Origin of the sequence: Rhizobium sp. R634 (assembly GCF_002211305.1) — a bacterium.
In the GTDB taxonomy this organism is placed as follows: domain Bacteria; phylum Pseudomonadota; class Alphaproteobacteria; order Rhizobiales; family Rhizobiaceae; genus Rhizobium.
Map to the genome: position 1 here is coordinate 237394 of NZ_LOKW01000024.1, position 17576 is coordinate 254969.

Below are 17576 nucleotides of genomic sequence, written 5' to 3' on the forward strand. Positions count from 1 at the left end.
TACGCAGCCCGTGAGCCGTCGAATTGGCCCGGGCAGCGGCTACCGGAGAGTTTGAGCCTATAATATGACAGGTCACGTGACGAAACCGCGAAGAGAAAGCGGCACCGAACACTGGGATATCATCATCAAGCCGTCCGGCAATGTAAGCGGCCGACTGACGGCCGCATGGAAATATCGCGATCTTGTCTGGATGTTTTTCAAAAGGGATTTCACCACTTTCTACAAGCAAACTGTGCTCGGACCGGTTTGGTATCTCATACAACCGACACTGACGGCGATAACCTACTATGTCGTCTTCGGAAAAATTGCCAACCTCTCTACTGATGGGATTTCACCGCTTGTCTTTTATATGTCCGGAACCATCATCTGGAATTATTTCTCGGCTTGCCTCACCAACAATGCGGAAACATTTTCAAAGAATTCCAATTTGTTCGGAAAGGTGTATTTCCCCAGACTGGTTGTGCCGCTCGCGGTCGCGATGAGCAGCCTGGTAGCATTTGTTATCCAATTTATGCTTCTGCTGATAATCTCCTTTGCTTTGTGGCTCAGCCAGAATGGCATGGTGATCAGCCTGCGTTTTGTGTTCGCGACGCCGCTGATTTTGGCATATGTTGCAACACTTGGCGTGGGCGCGGGACTCGCGATTTCTGCGCTGACGGTCCGATATCGTGATCTGGTTTATGCCGTTGGCTTCGTGGCTCAGCTTTGGATGTATGCCACACCGGTCGTCTACTCCTTCAGCCAGGTTCCCGAACGATATCAATGGTTTTACCACCTCAATCCGATGACGACGCCGGTTCAGCTGTTCCGTTGGGCACTGTTCGATTCATCGCCACTCCCACTTAGCGTTTGCCTGGCGAATGTCGCTGTCACTCTGATTGTTTTGATCGGCGGTCTGATGCTTTTCGCGCGAGCCGAGGCAACCGCGATGGATACCGTCTGATGAACGATATCGTTATTCGAGCGGAGCATGTCAGCAAGCTGTACCGCCTTGGCGTGATCAATCACGGCACCCTCTATCGCGACCTGCAGAGCTGGTGGGCGAAGTGGCGCAATCTTCCGGATCCGAATGTTTCGGTCTCGGATTATGCGTCCGACCGTGGCAGGCAGTCGCGGCTGAAGGGAGATATCTTCCATGCGCTCGACGATGTCTCGTTCGAGGTCGGGCAAGGCGAGATCGTCGGGATTATCGGCAGGAACGGGGCCGGAAAATCCACGCTGCTGAAGGTGATGTCGCGGATCACCATGCCCAATTCGGGTTTCATAGGGATACGGGGCAGAATTGCCAGCCTGCTCGAGGTCGGTACCGGATTTCATCCGGAGCTCACCGGTCGGGAGAACGTCTATCTCAATGGCGCCATCCTCGGCATGAGCCGCGCCGAGGTCAGATCGAAATTCGATGAAATCGTCGAGTTTGCGGAGATTGGCGAATTCATCGACACGCCAGTGAAGCGGTATTCGTCCGGCATGTATGTGCGCCTGGCCTTCTCCGTTGCGGCGCATCTGGAGCCGGAGATCCTCTTGGTTGATGAGGTGCTGGCCGTCGGCGACGTCAACTTCCAGAACAAATGCATGGGGCGCATGCAAGAAGTTACGAAGACAGGCCGAACGATCATCTTCGTCAGCCACAACATGACGGCGATCAGCAGCATTTGCCCGAAGTCGATTCTTATGGCTGACGGCAAGGTCGCTGCAATGGGCGATACCGCGGATGTGATAAAGGCTTATCTCGATCGCCCGGAATTCGGCGGCACGGCAAGTTACTCGGTCAATCCGGAGGAGGTCGATGGAAAGGCCGTCATTTGCCGTGTGGCGGTGTTGAACGAGAAGGATGAGGTTTCGGGAACGCTGGAACTGTCTGAAGGCTTCTCTGTCGAGGTGGAATATGAGTTGAGGGAGCCTCTTTCCGGCCTCTCGGTCGGGATGCAGATCATGATGGAGGATGGCTATACCCCCCTCGTCAGTCTTTCCGATCCCGAGCTCGACGTCAGCCGGCTGGACGCCCGGCCTGCCGGTTATTATCGAGCCCGGGTGAAATTTCCCGGATATCTTCTCAACACCGGCACCTTTTACGTGCGATTGGGCATATCGAGTCGATTCTCGATATATTCCGTCGCCGAAGGTATTCGGTTTGACGTAGAGGACAATGTGGGAATCATCCAGATGCTCGGTCAGCAGCGGAAGCCGTCGATTTCGGCGATACAGTTGCCTTGGGAGGTTGAGAAGGTCTTCCAGCGCGATTCTGAAGGTGTTTTGAAATGAAAAAGGCGCTTGTCACCGGAGCAGATGGGTTCATCGGCTCCCATCTCGTCGAGACGCTGGTCAGATCGGGCGTCGAAGTCCGCGCACTCTGCCAGTACAACTCGTTTTCCAGCTGGGGTTGGCTGGATCAATCCGAATATCGCGGCCAATTCGAAGCGGTCCTTGGAGACGTTCGCGATCCCTCGCAAATGCGCGCCGTCGCTAAAGGCGTGGATACGGTCTTCCATCTCGCCGCCCTGATTGCGATTCCCTATTCCTATCAAGCGCCGTCAAGCTACATAGACACCAACGTTCATGGCACGCTGAACGTGCTTCAGGGCGCTCTCGATGCGGGAGTCGGCCGCGTCATCCAGACCTCGACGAGCGAAGTCTATGGCACGGCGCGGTTTGTGCCCATCAGCGAAAGCCATCCCCTGCAGGCGCAATCACCTTACTCCGCTTCCAAAATCGGTGCTGATGCGATTGCCTACAGCTATCATTCGAGCTTTGACCTGCCGGTGACGATTGCACGGCCTTTCAACACCTACGGTCCGAGACAATCGGCCAGGGCGGTCATTCCAACGGTGATCTCACAGCTTCTGAACGGACGGACGACGCTGAAGCTTGGTGCGCTTTCACCCACACGGGACTTCAATTTCGTGCAGGATACGTGCGACGGTTTTCTGGCGCTCGCCGCTTGCGACGAATCCGTCGGTCAGACGGTCAATATCGGCTCCGGCGGGGAGATCTCGATCGGCGATACCGTTCGGCTGATCGCCGACATCATCGGCGTCAGCGTCGAGATCGAATGTGACGAACAGCGTTTGCGTCCTGCAAACAGCGAAGTGGAACGCCTGTGCTGCGACAACAGCCTGATCAAGTCTCTGACGGGATTTTCGCCCCGCTATAGCTTGGAAGAAGGTCTGAAGGCGACTGTCGAATGGCTGCGTCAGCCGCAGAATCTGGCAAGATACAAGGCGGATATCTTCAATGTCTAGACGCGCGGTCATTCTGGCAGGCGGAATGGGAACGCGGCTGCGGCCTTACACCGTCGTGCTTCCAAAGCCGCTAATGCCGATCGGCGATTATCCCATTCTCGAGGTTATCATCCGTCAGCTGATAGCGGGTGGTTTTCAGCACATAACGCTTGCCGTTAATCACCAGGCCGAGCTGATCAAGGCGTTTTTCCAGGATGGCGACAAATGGGGCGTGCGCATCGATTATTCGCTCGAGGACGAACCCCTCGGCACCATGGGACCGCTGCGGCTGATCAAGGATCTGCCGGAAAATTTCCTGGTGATGAACGGGGATATTCTGACAGATCTGAACTATGCCGAGTTTCATGACGCGCATGTCCGCGACGGCAATATATTCACGATTTCGTCCAAGACACGCCAGCATCGCATCGATTACGGCGTGCTCGACACCAGCGAGAGCGGGCTGCTGACCGGCTTTCGCGAGAAGCCGACGGCCGAATACAAGGTCAGCATGGGCGTCTATATGGTGTCGTCGGGGGCCGTCGAACACATACCGCAGCGGGGCGCCTACGGCTTTGACCAGCTGATGCTCGATCTTCTGGCGGCAGGAAAGCCTGCCACTGTTCGGGATTTCGCGGGCTATTGGCTCGATATCGGACGCCCTGACGATTACGCCTTGGCGATCGAGCAGTTCGAATCCATGCAGTCCAGGTTCTTGAATGGTTGATGCGATCGTCACCGGAGCTGGCGGTTTTCTCGGGAAGCGTCTGGCCGAAAGGCTCGGGCGTGACGGCTTGGATGTGCTTGCACTTGATCGGACGCATGGCGACATAAGCGAGGAAGGGACGTGGCAAGCGCTCCCTGCGGCGCGTACGCTGTTTCATCTGGCCGGCAGGACATTCGTTCCCGACAGTTGGACGCAAGGCCCGAGCTTCATGGCCTCCAATGTTCTCGGCACGCAGCATGCTCTGAACTGGTGCAAGCGGCACAAGGCCAAGCTCGTGTTCGCAAGCGCCTATGTGTACGGAGTGCCAGAGCGACTGCCGATTCAGGAAAGCGATCCGGTCAGGCCGAATAACCCCTACGCGCTTTCCAAGCATCTTGCCGAGCAACTCTGTGCGTTCGCTGCCACACACGAGCAAATACCGGTCGTGGTATTGCGGCTTTTCAATATATATGGGGCTGGGCAGCGCCCGGAGTTCCTGATACCGACGCTTCTGAACCGGATACGGGCAAAGCAGGACATACAGGTCATGGACCTCCGTCCGCGGCGGGACTACGTCTTTGTTGACGATGTCCTGAGCGCCTTCGCCAAGGCCATGGACGTTCCGGAAGGTTACCACTGCATCAATATCGGCTCCGGCAGGTCGTATTCGGTGCAGGAATTAATCGATATCTTGCAAGAAGCCGCTGGCACTGCTCTACCTGTAGTGTCATCTTGCGCCGTTCGGCGGAATGAAATACCTGACGTGCGGGCCGATATTACAAGGGCTCGCGCTGTTCTTGGATGGCGGCCGGAATGGGATCTGCCGGCCGGAATCCGCGAACTGATGAAGGAGTCGTAAATTGAACGAGCGTTACGTTCCGATCAACAAGGGCAACTACTCGATGGACACGGACGAGCGCGAAGCCGCGTTCGACAGATACCGTGGCGAGGGTTGGGAAGCCGAATATGCGGATTACCGTCGCAAGTGGTCGGAATATGCCCTGAACCAGCAGGTTTCCGATTATCCGCTGCTGGTCGATCTCGAGCTGGCCTCGATCTGCAATCTGCGCTGCCCGATGTGCTATACGATCAGCGACGAATTCAAGAAGAGCGTCAACACTACCCGGATGGACTGGGACCTCTACTGCCGCATCATCGATGAGATCGGCGGCAAGGTTCCGGCGATCCGTCTGTCGCTGCGCGGCGAAGCTACGCTGCACAAGCGCTTCGCCGACTGCGTGCGCTATGCCAAGGATCATGGCATCAAGGAAGTCTCCACCCTCACGCATGGCTTCAAGCTCAACAGAGACTATTTCGCGCAGCTCGTCGATGCAGGCATCGACTGGATCACCGTTTCGATCGACGGCACCGGCGAGACCTATGAGAAGATCCGCAAGCCGATCAAATTTCAGGCGCTGCTCGACAAGATCAAAGACATAAAGAAGTACAAGGATGAGCGCGGCCTCCACCGTCCTGTCATCAAGGTGCAGGGCATCTGGCCGGCAATCCGGGAAAACCCCGATCTCTATTACGACACCTTCGCGCCCCACGTGGATCTCGTCGCCTTCAATCCGCTGATCGACTACCTCGGCAACGATTCAGACATCGCTTATCTCGACAACTTCACCTGCCCGCAGCAGTACCAGCGTTTGGTGATCGGTGCCGACGGCTTGGTCATGAAGTGCTCGAATGACGAAGAGAACCGCGAGGTTATCGGCAATGCCAACACCGAAACCGTGCACCAGATCTGGCACGGGGAAAAAATGAACGCCGTCCGTGCCCTGCACAAGGAACCGCAGGGCTTTCTGAAGAGCGAGGTCTGCCGCAGGTGCTACCTGCCGAGAGAGACCAATGACGAAACCGCACAGATTTGCGGCAGGCAGGTCACCGTCCGGAATTATGTCGACCGGAACCAGGAAATCGGGCGATAGGCGGCAGATTGGGCCGCGGCATCCACCAGGGCGCCCGGCAAATTTTGCCGCTCGTGCATTACAGGGAGTGACGAATGTTCCGCAACTACCGGCCGGATCGCTGCTATATCATAGCCGAGATCGGCGGCAACTTTACGACGTTTGATCAGGCGAAGCGTCTGATTGACGAGGCAAAGGCAGCGGGCGTGGATGCCGTCAAGCTCCAGACCTATCGGGCGGAGACGCTGTCGAGCCGCAATGCCATGTTCGATATGGAAAACACCGGCGTTACCTCGCAATTCGAACTCTTCCGCAAATATGAAATCGGACACGAGCTTCATGAAGCGGTTTTCCGCTATGCCGAGGAGCATGGGCTGGACTGGTTTTCGTCGCCGTCCCACGAAACCGACGTCGACCTGCTCGAGAAGTGCGGAGTTGGCGCTCACAAAGTCGGTTCAGACGATGCGGTCAACATCCCCTTTCTGCGCTATCTGGCAAAAACGGGCAAGCCGATCATCCTGTCGACCGGGATGTCGACGCTCGAAGAAGTTCAGGAATCCGTCGCAGCAATCAAGGAAGCCGGCAACGACAAGCTCATTCTGCTGCATGCGATCACAAGCTATCCCACGCATCCGGAAAATGTGAATCTGGGCGCAATGCAAACGATGATGGAGGCGTTTCCGGATTTCGACGTTGGCTATTCCGACCATACATTGGACCCGGTCGCGAGCCTTTGTGCGGTCGCGATGGGAGCCCGCGTCATCGAGCGGCATTTCACCTACGACAAGGCCGCTGACGGTCCCGATCATATGCTTTCGGCTGATCCAGCGGAGATGAAATGGCTTGTGGATGCGATACGCGCGTTCGAGATCATGAAGGGCAGTGGCCGCAAAGAGCCGGCTGCAAGCGAGGCGACCACCAGGCTGAACAACCGCAAGAGCGTCGTTCTCAATCGCCCGCTCAAAGCCGGTGATATCATCTCCGCCGGCGACATCTCGGTTAAGCGGCCGGGAACAGGGATCGAGCCCAAACATCTCGAGACTCTCGCCGGACGGCGAGTGATCAGGGATCTCGACAGCGACGCCGTCCTGCAGTGGAGCGATCTGGCGTGACGCTTGGGATCATCATCCAGGCGCGGATGGGATCGACGCGGCTACCGGGAAAAGTCCTTCGCGACATTTCCGGCAAGCCCCTGCTCGGGCATGTCCTTGGCAGGCTTCAGATGTTGACGCGGCCGGCCAAGATTGTCGTCGCGACATCGATGGCCGGCGAGAACGATATTATCGAAGCTTGGTGCCTCGAGCACCGCGTAAGCTGCTTTCGCGGTGACGAAGCCGATGTTCTCGATCGTTATTTCGAATGTGCAAAGTCGCTTGGGATGTCGGATATCGTGCGCTTGACCGCCGATAATCCGTTCACTGATGTCGAGGAGTTGGAGAGGCTGATCGACCTGCACCAAAAGCAGGGATTTGATTACACGCACGCGTTCGGCCAATTACCCATTGGCGTCGGCGCCGAGATATTTACGTTCGAAGCCCTGGCGCGCAGTCATCGCGAGGGGAAGCTGCCGCACCATCGCGAACATGTGAACGAATACTTCACCGATCGGCCCGAGCTGTTCAAGATCGGCCAGCTCGATATTCCCTCGGCCAAAGTCGCTCCGAACCTGCGCCTGACGGTGGATACCGAGGAAGACTGGCGACGTGCCTGTGCGCTCGCCGCGCAGGCGGGTGCGACCTGGCTTGGGACGGAGGAAGCGATCAGACTATGTTCGTCTTCTGCATAGAGAGTTCGCATGCCCGCGGCATGGGGCATCTGTTCCGGTCGTTGACGCTCGCCGCCGAACTGCGTTCGCGCGGTCATTCGGTCCGTTTCCTGGCGAATGATCATCCGAATTCGCTGAGAATCATCCGAGAGCGCGGCTTTGATGTCGCGCTTTACGATCTTGCCGCCGTCACGGGATGGGAGGGGGCTTTCGTCGATCCCGCCGGCCCGTCGCCGATCTGGATCAACGACCGTCTGAATACGCAAAGATCTCACGGCGAAACGATCAAAGGTTTGGGCGCCAAGCTCGTCACTTTTGATGATCGCGGCGATGGCGCGGAACTCGCCGACGTCAACATCTGCGCGCTCGTTTTCGAAAAGACGGAGGATCTGAGGGGCCAGGATGTCAGGCTGGGGGTGGAGTACATGATACTCAATCCTGAAATCGACAGATATCGCAGAGTGAGGCAAGGTCTTGCATCGATCCTCGTCACGCTCGGAGGCGCCGATACCTATGGGGTGACGGTCCGCGTCGCCAAATGGCTGAGCAGCAAGCCTTTTCCAGTCACCATCGTCACAGGCCCAAGCTTCCAGCACATGGCGGAGCTTGAAGAGGTCGTGTCGACAGCCGCGCCGGACCGGTTCAAACTGCTGAGCCAGGTGCCGTCGCTTGCGGCAGAGATGTATCGGCATGATCTGGCCATTACCGGTGGCGGCGTTACGCCCTTCGAAGCCTGTGCGGCCGGCCTGCCCTGCGTGGTGATCGCCAATGAACCTTTTGAAATCCCGGTCGGCCGGGCTCTTGAACAATTGGGCGTAGCGTTCTTTGCCGGACATCACTCGGTATTCGATCTCGGAATCCTGGAAAAGCCGATTCCCATCAGACGCTTGAGCGAGACTGCCATGACCAAGGTCGACCTCGGTGGGGTCGGCCGCGTCGCCGCTTTGCTGGAAAGATTGGCTGCATGACCATTACAGCCGTTATTCATCAGCCGGACTTCGCATCCTATCTCGGTTTTTTTCAGCGTTTCCTCAACGCCGACCTCTACATCGTTCTGGATCACGTTCAGTTTGTCCACGGCACGAGCAAAAGCTGGACGCACCGCGATAAGATAAAGACGGCGCAAGGCGATCGGTGGCTCACCGTCGGAATCAGGAAGCCGACATTCGGCACGCCGATCAACGAGGTGGAATTGGCGCCGGGCAACGGATGGATCGACCAGAACCTTTCCCTGCTTCGTGAAAACTATCGGAAGTCCGCCGGTTGGAGTGAGGTGTTTCCGCGCATCGAGGCTCTCTACGGCACGCGGTTCGATCTGCTGGCCGATTTCAACATGCATTTCCTCGACGGCATCCTGGATATGCTTCAGATCACGATGCCGACAGTGCGGTCGAGCACCTTAAGCCCAGAGGGGCATAAGAACGAACTGCTGATCGAGTTGCTGCGCAAGGTGGGAGCAACACGTTATCTCTCCGGTCTCGGCGCGCGCGGCTATATGCAGCCGGAACTATTCGAGGCAGCCGGGATCGAAATCGAATGGCAACATTTCGTCCATCCAGTTTATCCACAGCCGTTCGGCGAATTCATGCCGTATCTCAGCATCCTCGACACACTGCTGAATTGTGGTATTGCAGGCACGCGTGATCTGCTCTGGAGTTGCAAATGAATATTCTCGCGATCGGTGCCCATTTTGACGACGTGGAGCTCGGCTGTGGCGGTGCTCTGGCACGCCACGCGGCAAACGGCGACACGGTTTACGTCTATGTTGCAACCGTATCCGGCTTTTCCAATCAGTATGACCAGTCCGTGCGCAGCAGCCAAGTCGCCAGAGCCGAAGCGGATGCTGCGATGGAAATTCTCGGCGTCCACAAGATGTTTTGCGGCGAGTTCAAGACGCTCCAAATCGAATTCGTCGATCCGCTGAATATCGAGATCCTCAAGCTCGTGCAGGATCTGAAGATCGACATGGTCTACACCCACTGGGTCGGAGACATTCATCACGACCACCTGGCTTTGTCGCGCGCATCGCTGCACAGCTGCCGCCATGTGCCGCGCCTTCTGATGTATCGCAGTAACTGGTATCACTCGACGGTCGATTTCCGGGGGAATTTCTACGTCGACATCACCGCCCATTGGGACCAGAAGGAAAAAGCGATCCTCGCCCATGAATCCGAAATGGAGCGCACAGGGCGGAAATGGGTGAGCTTCTTCCGCAATGAAGCCGAGAACGCCGGCCAGCGCATTGGAGTCAAATACGCCGAAGTCTTCGAGGTGGTGAAGTGGCTTCAGCCTTGAGGAAGATTCTGACCTTTGGCTCCATGCTGCTTCCCTATGGTGTGCATGAGTTGAAGCGCAGGCTAAACAATCGCCATAAATTCTCCGCTGATGTTGCAAGGTCGCTGGTAGAAAATAAACAGCTTGCTGGCCTGCATGCGGGGCAGCGCTGCTTTATTTTGGGCAATGGACCAAGCGTCAAGGGCTTGGATCTGTCGCGACTTCAAGGCGAAAACGTCATAACCGTTTCCAACGGCTACCTGCACTCGGATTTTGACAAGTTCCAGTCTCGTTATCATTGTGTTCCGCAAATTACCTACGGAATGATGACTCCAGAGGACGTGATCCGCTGGTTTAATGAGATGCATTCGCACCTGGGCGGACAGGAACTGTTTCTCAGCTCCACGGAAGCTGAGCTCGTTCGAAAACTCAACCTGTTTGCTGGACGGACGGTTCGCTATCTCGTGCTCGGTGAAAGCTTCGACGAAAGAACGTCAGAGGAAATCGTCGATATCTCTCAGCCGGTCCCTCGTGTCGAATCGGTGCCGGTAATGGCGTTGATGATAGCGATGTATCTTGGTTTCAAAGAGATCGTCCTGCTCGGCGTCGACCACGATCGTTTCCTGTCGTCAACCTACCAGTACGCGTTCGATCTCAAGGTGCAAAAGGGAAAAGATTTCACCGTGAATGCAGACGGCATTTTGACAAGAGGCCGTCACGATGAGTTCCAACAGCTGGCGCGGCTGTGGCGGCAGTATCGGGCCATCTCGAATATTGCCAAAGCAAACGGTATCCGTATCGTCAATTCCACACCCGGCGGAGCACTTGACGAATTCGAGAGGCAGCCTTTCCAGGCTTGGTTCGAAGAATGAAGCGCTTTCATCCTGCGTCAATACCGGTTGAGAGAACGGATGCGCGGTTCGCTGTCGCCGATCTGTCTTTTGTGCCACGGCCAGATTTCGGTTGGTTCGTATGGAAAGACGACAATATTTGATGCGCGTAAACGTCCTAATTCCGGTCTTCAACCGACTTGAGCACACCCGCAAAGTTATCGCGGCCTTGAGGGCCCAAACCGTTGCCGATAATATTCGAATTGTCATCATTGATGACGGTTCCACCGACGGCACGGCTGACTTCCTCGCGGCGCAGCCAGATGTGACAAGCATAAGGGCCGACGGAAATCTATGGTGGGGCGGAGCGATGGATGTCGGCCTGAGGCGGGTCCTGCCCGACTGCGGCACCGACGACTACATCCTTTTCGTCAACAACGACACGTGGTTCGGCCCGACTTACGTCGAAACTCTGATACGGTGCTCGCGCGAAAATGGAGATGCGATTATAGGCAGCGTCGTCCACGAGGAGGAGAGCAATCCTCCTCTGACCGGCGTCGGGCCACGCTTGAACATAAATCGCATTGCGGTGTGGGACATTCTCGCCGAATTGAGCGAAGAGGAACGCCGGAATCCCAAGCCGCTCTATAAAGCCGACGCCCTGAGCGGCCGTGGAACATTGTTCCCCGCGGAACTCTTCAAGCGGCACGGGACGATGCGTCCGCACCTCCTGCCCCATTATATGGCCGATTACGAAGTCTCCATGCGCTTTGCACGTGCAGGTGCGCCGCTCCTTGTTTCCAGCGAAGCTATCGTTTATTCACCACCAGTCTATGGCGCTCATGTATCGAATACATCGCCGTGGAAGAAGCATTTTGGCCGGCGCTCGCCCCACAATGTGTTTCAGCGGATCGCGTTCTACTCTTTGGTCGGCACGCCTCTGCAACGGCTCACAGCGCCATTGCGCATGGCGGCTTTCATGGTTATCCGGACGATATCCGTTTTGCGGGCAAACAAATGAAAATAACGGACAGCAACGACGCGATGAACAACGATCATCAGATGCAGTGTATGGCCTGCGGCTCGAATATGGAAACATTCATCGAGAGCATCTCCGACGACCGATACGGTTGCCCTGGTGTATATTCGATCAAGAGGTGCGTGTCTTGCGGTCATATGACGACGACGCCGCCGCTGACGGAAGAAGATCTACCTGGGCTCTACAGCACGTATTACCCGCGCCGGGCCGTTGATTTCTCGGCCATAGAGCAAGAAGCTGCGTTGGTAAACAAGCCTTTCGCCGCTTTCAAGCGCTGGATAAACGGCACCGATCACCAGGGTCACTATCTGGCAAAGCCTGGCGAGAAGGTGCTGGATGTCGGTTGCGGCTCATGCATTTCGCTGCTCGAAATGAAGAACAAGGGTATCCAAAGCTGGGGGATTGAGGCCGATCCGAATGTGCGGACGATTGCCGATCACTTCGGTTTGCAGGTTCATATCGGCAATATTTACGATCTGCCTTTCCCCGAGATGAAATTCGACCTCATTGTATTGAACCAGGTGCTGGAACATGTGCCGGATCCCTCGGCTATGCTGCAGGCGGTGAGAGAACGTCTCACGCCACAGGGCCGGGTGATCATGGCGTTCCCCAATACCGGTTCGTTCCATCGCAAGATCTGGAAAGACCGCTGGATCAATTGGCACATTCCCTATCATCAAAATCATTTCAACCGCACCTCTTTCACCAAACTCGCCGGCAAGTTTGGTTATAAGGTGGAAAATGTCAGAACGGTCACGCCGAATCTTTGGTCGGTCCTGCAATTGCGCACCGCACGTGAGCGCAAGCAGGAGGGCAAGTCATCATCCACCTGGACGCACGATGCTGATGCAATCCAAGTCCGGCCGCCGTTCTTCACTCGGCTGAAAAACGTAGTCCTATCACGTGGCGCACGTGGGGCCGGGATGGCGATGGGATTTGGCAATCGAATTCTGGATGCCGCAGGCAAGGGCGACAGCCTTCTCTTCGTGCTGAGGCCGGTCTAGAAATTCCACCCGCTCTCCCCAAGGCCAGGCGATCGCACGCAACAGAGTTCAACGGAACGCTTGGACTGATAGGAGCGGATATGCAGGCACGAGTGCAGCTTGAGCTCACGCAGCGAGGTATAGCTTTTTGCTCGACGGCAAGAGACTTCCTGCATTGATCAAGGATAATCTACAGTGCTGGATTGCGACGCCGCCTTTCCGTCTGCTACGAGTTGGCCAGATTTCGCCTCTTAGAATGTGAGCAAGACACCCGTCAAAATGGCCGCAGACACCGCCGATCCACGTACTCCCCGGATAAGTCTTATTACTGTTTGCTGGAACGCCGAGCAGACCATCGCCGATACGTTGCGGTCCATCGACACGCAAACCTACAGCAATTTCGAGCACATTATTATCGACGGCGGCTCGAGCGATTCCACCCTCGCGATCATTGCTTCGGCGCCGGCGCAGAACCGCCGCGTACTTTCGGGACGGGACGGGGGCATTTATGATGCTATGAACAAGGGGATTGGTCTTGCGAGCGGCGACATTATCGGATTCTTGAATGCGGATGACACCTTCGAGAGTAGCGACGCTCTCGAAACCGTCGCCGCCGCGCTGGAAGATGAGGCATATGACGGTTGCTATGGCGATCTCATCTATGTTTCCAACCAGAATACCGACCGCAAAGTCCGCTATTGGAAATCCCGCGCGTTCGAACCCGGTTCTTTTGGACGCGGCTGGTGCCCGCCGCATCCGACATTCTATATCCGGCGTCGCGTCTATGACCGGTTTGGGACGTTTGATCTGCGTTATCGACTGGCAGCCGACGTCGAACTCATGATGCGATTTCTGGAAGTCGCGCGCATCAGAACGATTTATATCCCCCGCGTCTTGGTCAGGATGCGCTTGGGGGGCGCCACAAACAAAAACGTCCAGAACATATCGCGTCAAAACAAGGAAGTGCTGCGCGCGCTTGCCGACCACGGCTTCAAGGTCTCGATCCCGGTATTCTGGGCATCGAAGCTTGCGAACCGCCTCGGCCAGTTCCTCACACGAAATCGATAGCAGGGCGCATCACGCCAGATTTCATGCAGGGCCAGTAGCCGGTCACACAGCCACCCTCCCCCGCACCCCATCCGCAATCGCCGCCATCCGATCGGCCGCCGCATGGCCGATCAGCATGAAGGCGTGCGTTGCGTTCGACCAGTAGACGACGTTCATGCCCTTGCGGCTTTCGAGATCCGGGGCTTTCGACCCCGCGTCGGACCTGACGATGCAGAGCGCCATCGGGCCGGTTTCGGGGTCGAGATAGGCGATCTGGGCGAGCGGTTTGCCGTCATATTGCAGCATCAGAGCGCGCTTGAAATCGATGCCGGGAAGCGCGACGGCTTCGGGGGAGAGCGACAGGCCAAGTTTCTCGTCAAGCGGGGCAAGCTGGGCGGCCTGGTCCTCTGTCGCGGGCACGGGGCCGGCCAGCGTTTCCGGGGTGTAGAGCGAGATATATTCGGCAACCACAGCGCGCCATTCGCTGTTTTCGTCCTTTGCCGAAAAGCTCCGGCCGATGCCGATGACGGCGCGGTCGATGGCGATGCCGGCGACGAGCGAGGCGGCGAGCGCGCCAATGAAGCGGCGGCGCGTGAGGATCGAGGGCGCGGAAGCAGGTTTTAGGCTGTCGCGAGGCGGAATGGCGGCGAGCATCGCCTCCAGCTTTTGGCGTGGCGCTTCGGCGAGCAGCGGGGCGAAGGCCTGTTCGAAGGGCAGGCTGGCGCGCGACAGGAATTCCAGCCTTTCGGCGACGCTCTTGTCTTCGTTCACCATGGTTTCGATGCGCGCGGCCTCTTCGGCCGTCAATTCGCCGTCGATGAAGGCGGTCAGGTCCTCGTCGGAGGGAATGGTGTGTTTCTCGTTCATTGCCGTCCCCCTTCCGCTCCGGCGCCGGAGAGCTTGGCGCGGGCAGCCGCCAGCCGGCTCATCACGGTTCCGATCGGAATATCCAGTATGCCTGCGACCTCGCGATAGGAAAGTCCTTCCACATAGGCGAGGAAAACCACCGTCCTTTGCGCCTCGGGCAGCGCGCTGACCTGCTTCAGCACCTGGCCCGCCATCACATGCGTTTCGGTGTCGCGGGCGCCGTCGAAAGTCAGCGTCTCACCGGCATCGACGAACCCCTGGCCCTGGCGCACCTGGCGCGAACGGATCTCGTTCAGCCAGATCGAATGCAGGATCGAAAACAGCCAGCGGTCAAGCCGGGTGCCGGGAACGAACTGGCCGGCACGCTCCAGCGCGCGAAGGCAGGTCGCCTGCACCAGATCGTCGGCAACGTCGCGCTGATGCGAGAGAACGAGGCCATAGCGCCAGAGCCGCGCCAGGTTTTCCGTCAGGCCGCTCCTGATATCCGCTTCGCTCGCGATGGCCGCCTCCGTCAGTCCTGTGTCCGTGGGAATCGCCGGGTGAAACGGCGATTCCGCTCTTGCGCGACTATAGGCAGGAAATGGGGTGCGCGCGACCGACATTCGGATATCCCTTCCCGTTCCCTATCCTGCCCTTGCCGGCCGATCAGATCTTCGAGGGATCGAGGATTGCGGCGTTCAGATCCTGATATTCCTCGCAAGCGGTGCCGCAGATCGCCTTGATGGTGCTCAATTGTTCCCTGGCAAGATCGAGCCGGCCTTTGACGACATAGGCTTCGCCGAGATATTCGCGGACCTTGGCATATTGCGGATCGAGCTTCACCGATCTCAAGTAATAGGAGATGCCTTCGTCGGTGCGGCCGAGCTTGCGGGTGGCATAACCGCGATAATTCAGCACTTCGGCCGTGTTCTGATCCTTGACCGTATCGAGCATGGCAAGCGCCTCTTCGTAGCGACCGGCCTTGGCGAGCGAATAGGCATAATCGGTGCGGTTATCGTCCGAGACGTTGGCGCTCTGCTGCTTGACGCATTTCTTGGTCTTTTGGTCGTAGATCTCGCCCTTCTTGCAGGTCGGCATCGTGCTGCTGTCATCGCCGATCGCAAAGACCGGGCCGCAGAAGAAGGAAGCGGCGAGGCAGCCGCCGAGAAGGATGGAAGCGGCGCGCGTTGTCATGTTCGTCATGGGAAAACTCCTCGAGAGTGACGTTGCGAGGAGAGAACACCGCTGCATCAGGCTTTATTCGGCGGCCTTTCCATTTTTCGTCATCACTGCTTCGTGAAGAGCCTGTGGCCGAATAAATCATCGGGACCGCGTGTTTTCTCCATCGTTGCGCCGGGAGCGACAAGGAGAATTCCGTGACCCCTACTGTAAAGCTCATAAGCCTCGCCGTCGCCGCACCCGAACACGTCATTTCCCAAGCACAGGCGGCCGAAGCCTCGGCCCGGCTGTTTGCAGATCGTTTCGAGGATTTCCGCCACCTTGCTCGTGTCTTCGAAAGCGCCGGCATCAACAAGCGCCATGCGGCGCGGCCGCTTTCTTGGTTCGACGAACCGCATGGCTGGCAGGACCGGATGCAGGCCTATTCGGAGATCGCGGGCGGGCTCTTCGTCGAGACTGCCACCTCGGCACTGCGTCAGGCGGGGCTTGATGCCGGCGATGTCGATTGTGTCGTCACGGTTTCATCCACCGGCTTTACGACGCCGAGCCTCGATGCGCAGCTTGCCCGCCGCATGGGCTTCAGGGCCGATATCGAGCGCGTGCCTGTCTTCGGGCTCGGCTGTGCGGCCGGCGTCTCCGGTTTTGCAGTCGCCTCGCGGCTGGCGCGCAGCCGGCCGGGTGCTGTCGTGCTCTTCGTCTCGGTCGAGCTCTGCACGCTTGCCTTCCGCCTGGACGAGCTGACGCGGCCGAACATCATCGCGACGGCGCTTTTTGGCGACGGGGCGGCGGCCTGCGTGCTGCGATCGGGCGAAGGCGGGCTGGCGGAGGTGGAATCGACCGGCGAGCATCTCTTTCCCGACACGCTCGATATCATGGGCTGGAGGATCGACGACGGCGGCTTCGGCATCGTGCTGGCGCAATCGCTGCCGCCTTTTGCCGAAAAGGAACTCGGCCCGGCGGTGACGGCCATTTTGGCGCGCAACGGGCTGAAGCGGAAGGATATCGGCCGCTTCATCTGCCATCCCGGCGGCACCAAGGTGCTGGCCGCGATGGAGAGCGCCTTCTCGATGGCGCCGGGCACGCTCGATCACGAACGCGCCGTGCTTGCCGAATATGGCAACATGTCCTCGCCGACCGTGCTCTTCGTGCTGGAGCGGGCGATCCGAGCCGGATTGCCGGAGCGCGCGGCGATGATCGCCATGGGGCCAGGATTTTCGGCCAGCTGCGTGACGCTGAGGAGGGCCGCGTGATGTGGCCGTCGGTCGCGCTTCTTACATTCGTGACGCTGCAGCGGCTGGGGGAGCTCGTGCTTGCCCGGCGCAACACCGCAGCCCTTCTCGCCAGGGGCGCCAGGGAGGTGGCACCGGAACACTATCCGGCCATGGTGGCGCTGCATGCCGGCTGGATCATCGGCCTTTGGCTGCTCGCGCCAGGCAGGCCGATCGGGCTCTTCTGGTTTCTGGTCTTCATGGGGCTGCAGGCGCTGCGGCTCTGGGTGCTGGCAACGCTGAAGGAGCGCTGGACGACGCGCATCATCATCCTGCCGGGCGCGCCGCTCGTCAGTTCAGGCCCCTATCTCTTCCTGCGGCATCCGAATTACGCGATCGTCGTCGGCGAGATCGCCGCGCTTCCGCTCGCCTTCGGCCTGCCGCTTTATGCACTCGTCTTTTCGTTTCTCAACGCCTTCATCCTGCTCATCCGTATGAGAGCGGAAAATGCCGCACTGGAAAGCGCAATGATTTTGAAATGAATGCGATTTTATGTTTGCGCGGCAGTGAC

The 17576-nt window shown here is 58.0% G+C and carries 20 protein-coding genes; 17 read left to right on the forward strand and 3 right to left on the reverse strand.

The window, feature by feature from the left end:
* Nucleotides 1–64: 64 nt before the first annotated feature.
* The 15 genes from ATY77_RS21670 to ATY77_RS21740 all read left to right on the forward strand — a co-directional run bounded on the left by ATY77_RS21670 (nucleotide 65) and on the right by ATY77_RS21740 (nucleotide 13793).
* Nucleotides 65–943, forward strand: a complete 879-nt coding sequence (locus tag ATY77_RS21670) for an ABC transporter permease (RefSeq protein ID WP_088688782.1) — start codon at nucleotides 65–67, stop codon at nucleotides 941–943.
* A complete protein-coding gene (locus ATY77_RS21675; RefSeq protein ID WP_088688783.1) occupies nucleotides 943–2262 on the forward strand; it encodes an ABC transporter ATP-binding protein in 1320 nt (439 codons plus the stop codon). Before ATY77_RS21670 ends, ATY77_RS21675 begins: the two co-directional genes overlap by 1 nt.
* Nucleotides 2259–3239: an NAD-dependent 4,6-dehydratase LegB gene (locus ATY77_RS21680; RefSeq protein WP_088688784.1), complete on the forward strand. Its 981-nt coding sequence runs from the start codon at nucleotides 2259–2261 to the stop codon at nucleotides 3237–3239. The genes ATY77_RS21675 and ATY77_RS21680 overlap by 4 nt, the downstream gene beginning before the upstream one ends.
* Nucleotides 3232–3945, forward strand: coding sequence for a nucleotidyltransferase family protein (locus ATY77_RS21685; protein ID WP_088688785.1), 714 nt, complete (start codon nucleotides 3232–3234; stop codon nucleotides 3943–3945). The genes ATY77_RS21680 and ATY77_RS21685 overlap by 8 nt, the downstream gene beginning before the upstream one ends.
* Nucleotides 3938–4783 (forward strand): NAD(P)-dependent oxidoreductase, encoded by an 846-nt coding sequence (locus tag ATY77_RS21690; protein ID WP_088688786.1) that lies wholly within the window; start codon nucleotides 3938–3940, stop codon nucleotides 4781–4783. The genes ATY77_RS21685 and ATY77_RS21690 overlap by 8 nt, the downstream gene beginning before the upstream one ends.
* Nucleotide 4784: 1 nt before the next feature.
* Nucleotides 4785–5855 carry a radical SAM protein gene (locus ATY77_RS21695; RefSeq protein WP_088688787.1) on the forward strand — a complete coding sequence of 357 codons (1071 nt, stop codon included), beginning with the start codon at nucleotides 4785–4787 and terminating at the stop codon, nucleotides 5853–5855.
* Nucleotides 5856–5929: 74 nt separating this feature from the next.
* Nucleotides 5930–6946 (forward strand): N-acetylneuraminate synthase family protein, encoded by a 1017-nt coding sequence (locus ATY77_RS21700; protein WP_088688788.1) that lies wholly within the window; start codon nucleotides 5930–5932, stop codon nucleotides 6944–6946.
* Nucleotides 6943–7620 carry a glycosyltransferase family protein gene (locus ATY77_RS21705; protein ID WP_088688789.1) on the forward strand — a complete coding sequence of 226 codons (678 nt, stop codon included), beginning with the start codon at nucleotides 6943–6945 and terminating at the stop codon, nucleotides 7618–7620. The genes ATY77_RS21700 and ATY77_RS21705 overlap by 4 nt, the downstream gene beginning before the upstream one ends.
* Nucleotides 7602–8567, forward strand: coding sequence for a glycosyl transferase (locus tag ATY77_RS21710; RefSeq protein ID WP_088688790.1), 966 nt, complete (start codon nucleotides 7602–7604; stop codon nucleotides 8565–8567). Before ATY77_RS21705 ends, ATY77_RS21710 begins: the two co-directional genes overlap by 19 nt.
* Nucleotides 8564–9265 (forward strand): WbqC family protein, encoded by a 702-nt coding sequence (locus ATY77_RS21715; protein WP_088688791.1) that lies wholly within the window; start codon nucleotides 8564–8566, stop codon nucleotides 9263–9265. The genes ATY77_RS21710 and ATY77_RS21715 overlap by 4 nt, the downstream gene beginning before the upstream one ends.
* Nucleotides 9262–9894, forward strand: coding sequence for a PIG-L deacetylase family protein (locus ATY77_RS21720; RefSeq protein WP_037143502.1), 633 nt, complete (start codon nucleotides 9262–9264; stop codon nucleotides 9892–9894). Before ATY77_RS21715 ends, ATY77_RS21720 begins: the two co-directional genes overlap by 4 nt.
* Complete coding sequence (locus ATY77_RS21725) at nucleotides 9879–10745, forward strand: hypothetical protein (RefSeq protein ID WP_088688792.1); 867 nt, start codon at nucleotides 9879–9881, stop codon at nucleotides 10743–10745. Before ATY77_RS21720 ends, ATY77_RS21725 begins: the two co-directional genes overlap by 16 nt.
* Before the next feature lie 121 nt (nucleotides 10746–10866).
* Nucleotides 10867–11724 carry a glycosyltransferase family 2 protein gene (locus ATY77_RS21730; protein ID WP_088688793.1) on the forward strand — a complete coding sequence of 286 codons (858 nt, stop codon included), beginning with the start codon at nucleotides 10867–10869 and terminating at the stop codon, nucleotides 11722–11724.
* Entirely contained in the window at nucleotides 11721–12746 is a 1026-nt protein-coding gene (locus ATY77_RS21735) for a class I SAM-dependent methyltransferase (protein WP_088688794.1), read from the forward strand. The genes ATY77_RS21730 and ATY77_RS21735 overlap by 4 nt, the downstream gene beginning before the upstream one ends.
* Nucleotides 12747–13004: 258 nt before the next feature.
* Entirely contained in the window at nucleotides 13005–13793 is a 789-nt protein-coding gene (locus ATY77_RS21740; protein ID WP_088688795.1) for a glycosyltransferase family 2 protein, read from the forward strand.
* 42 nt (nucleotides 13794–13835) lie between these two features.
* Here the strand turns inward: ATY77_RS21740 and ATY77_RS21745 are convergent, their stop codons facing one another.
* The 3 genes from ATY77_RS21745 to ATY77_RS21755 are packed head-to-tail and all read right to left on the reverse strand — an operon-like array spanning nucleotide 13836 to nucleotide 15821.
* Entirely contained in the window at nucleotides 13836–14639 is an 804-nt protein-coding gene (locus tag ATY77_RS21745; RefSeq protein ID WP_088688796.1) for a Fis family transcriptional regulator, read from the reverse strand.
* Entirely contained in the window at nucleotides 14636–15241 is a 606-nt protein-coding gene (locus ATY77_RS21750) for an RNA polymerase sigma factor (RefSeq protein WP_088688797.1), read from the reverse strand. Before ATY77_RS21750 ends, ATY77_RS21745 begins: the two co-directional genes overlap by 4 nt.
* A gap of 43 nt (nucleotides 15242–15284) precedes the next feature.
* The gene (locus ATY77_RS21755) at nucleotides 15285–15821 is read right to left on the reverse strand and encodes a tetratricopeptide repeat protein (RefSeq protein WP_088688798.1); all 537 of its coding nucleotides are present in this window, start codon (nucleotides 15819–15821) and stop codon (nucleotides 15285–15287) included.
* A gap of 173 nt (nucleotides 15822–15994) precedes the next feature.
* Between ATY77_RS21755 and ATY77_RS21760 the strand changes: the two genes are divergently transcribed.
* Nucleotides 15995–17047 (forward strand): 3-oxoacyl-[acyl-carrier-protein] synthase III C-terminal domain-containing protein, encoded by a 1053-nt coding sequence (locus ATY77_RS21760; protein WP_088688799.1) that lies wholly within the window; start codon nucleotides 15995–15997, stop codon nucleotides 17045–17047.
* On the forward strand, nucleotides 17044–17547 hold the full coding sequence (locus ATY77_RS21765; protein WP_088688800.1) for an isoprenylcysteine carboxylmethyltransferase family protein: 504 nt from the start codon (nucleotides 17044–17046) through the stop codon (nucleotides 17545–17547). The genes ATY77_RS21760 and ATY77_RS21765 overlap by 4 nt, the downstream gene beginning before the upstream one ends.
* Nucleotides 17548–17576: the final 29 nt, after the last annotated feature.

Coding starts and splice junctions, on each gene's coding strand:
- ATY77_RS21675 (WP_088688783.1), top strand. CDS start 943: ATGAACGATATCGTTATTCGAGCGGAGCATGTCAGCAAGCTGTACCGC.
- ATY77_RS21690 (WP_088688786.1), top strand. CDS start 3,938: ATGGTTGATGCGATCGTCACCGGAGCTGGCGGTTTTCTCGGGAAGCGT.
- ATY77_RS21740 (WP_088688795.1), top strand. CDS start 13,005: ATGGCCGCAGACACCGCCGATCCACGTACTCCCCGGATAAGTCTTATT.
- ATY77_RS21670 (WP_088688782.1), top strand. CDS start 65: ATGACAGGTCACGTGACGAAACCGCGAAGAGAAAGCGGCACCGAACAC.
- ATY77_RS21720 (WP_037143502.1), top strand. CDS start 9,262: ATGAATATTCTCGCGATCGGTGCCCATTTTGACGACGTGGAGCTCGGC.
- ATY77_RS21700 (WP_088688788.1), top strand. CDS start 5,930: ATGTTCCGCAACTACCGGCCGGATCGCTGCTATATCATAGCCGAGATC.
- ATY77_RS21710 (WP_088688790.1), top strand. CDS start 7,602: ATGTTCGTCTTCTGCATAGAGAGTTCGCATGCCCGCGGCATGGGGCAT.
- ATY77_RS21755 (WP_088688798.1), bottom strand. CDS start 15,821: ATGACGAACATGACAACGCGCGCCGCTTCCATCCTTCTCGGCGGCTGC.
- ATY77_RS21735 (WP_088688794.1), top strand. CDS start 11,721: ATGAAAATAACGGACAGCAACGACGCGATGAACAACGATCATCAGATG.
- ATY77_RS21680 (WP_088688784.1), top strand. CDS start 2,259: ATGAAAAAGGCGCTTGTCACCGGAGCAGATGGGTTCATCGGCTCCCAT.
- ATY77_RS21750 (WP_088688797.1), bottom strand. CDS start 15,241: ATGTCGGTCGCGCGCACCCCATTTCCTGCCTATAGTCGCGCAAGAGCG.
- ATY77_RS21745 (WP_088688796.1), bottom strand. CDS start 14,639: ATGAACGAGAAACACACCATTCCCTCCGACGAGGACCTGACCGCCTTC.
- ATY77_RS21685 (WP_088688785.1), top strand. CDS start 3,232: ATGTCTAGACGCGCGGTCATTCTGGCAGGCGGAATGGGAACGCGGCTG.
- ATY77_RS21715 (WP_088688791.1), top strand. CDS start 8,564: ATGACCATTACAGCCGTTATTCATCAGCCGGACTTCGCATCCTATCTC.
- ATY77_RS21730 (WP_088688793.1), top strand. CDS start 10,867: ATGCGCGTAAACGTCCTAATTCCGGTCTTCAACCGACTTGAGCACACC.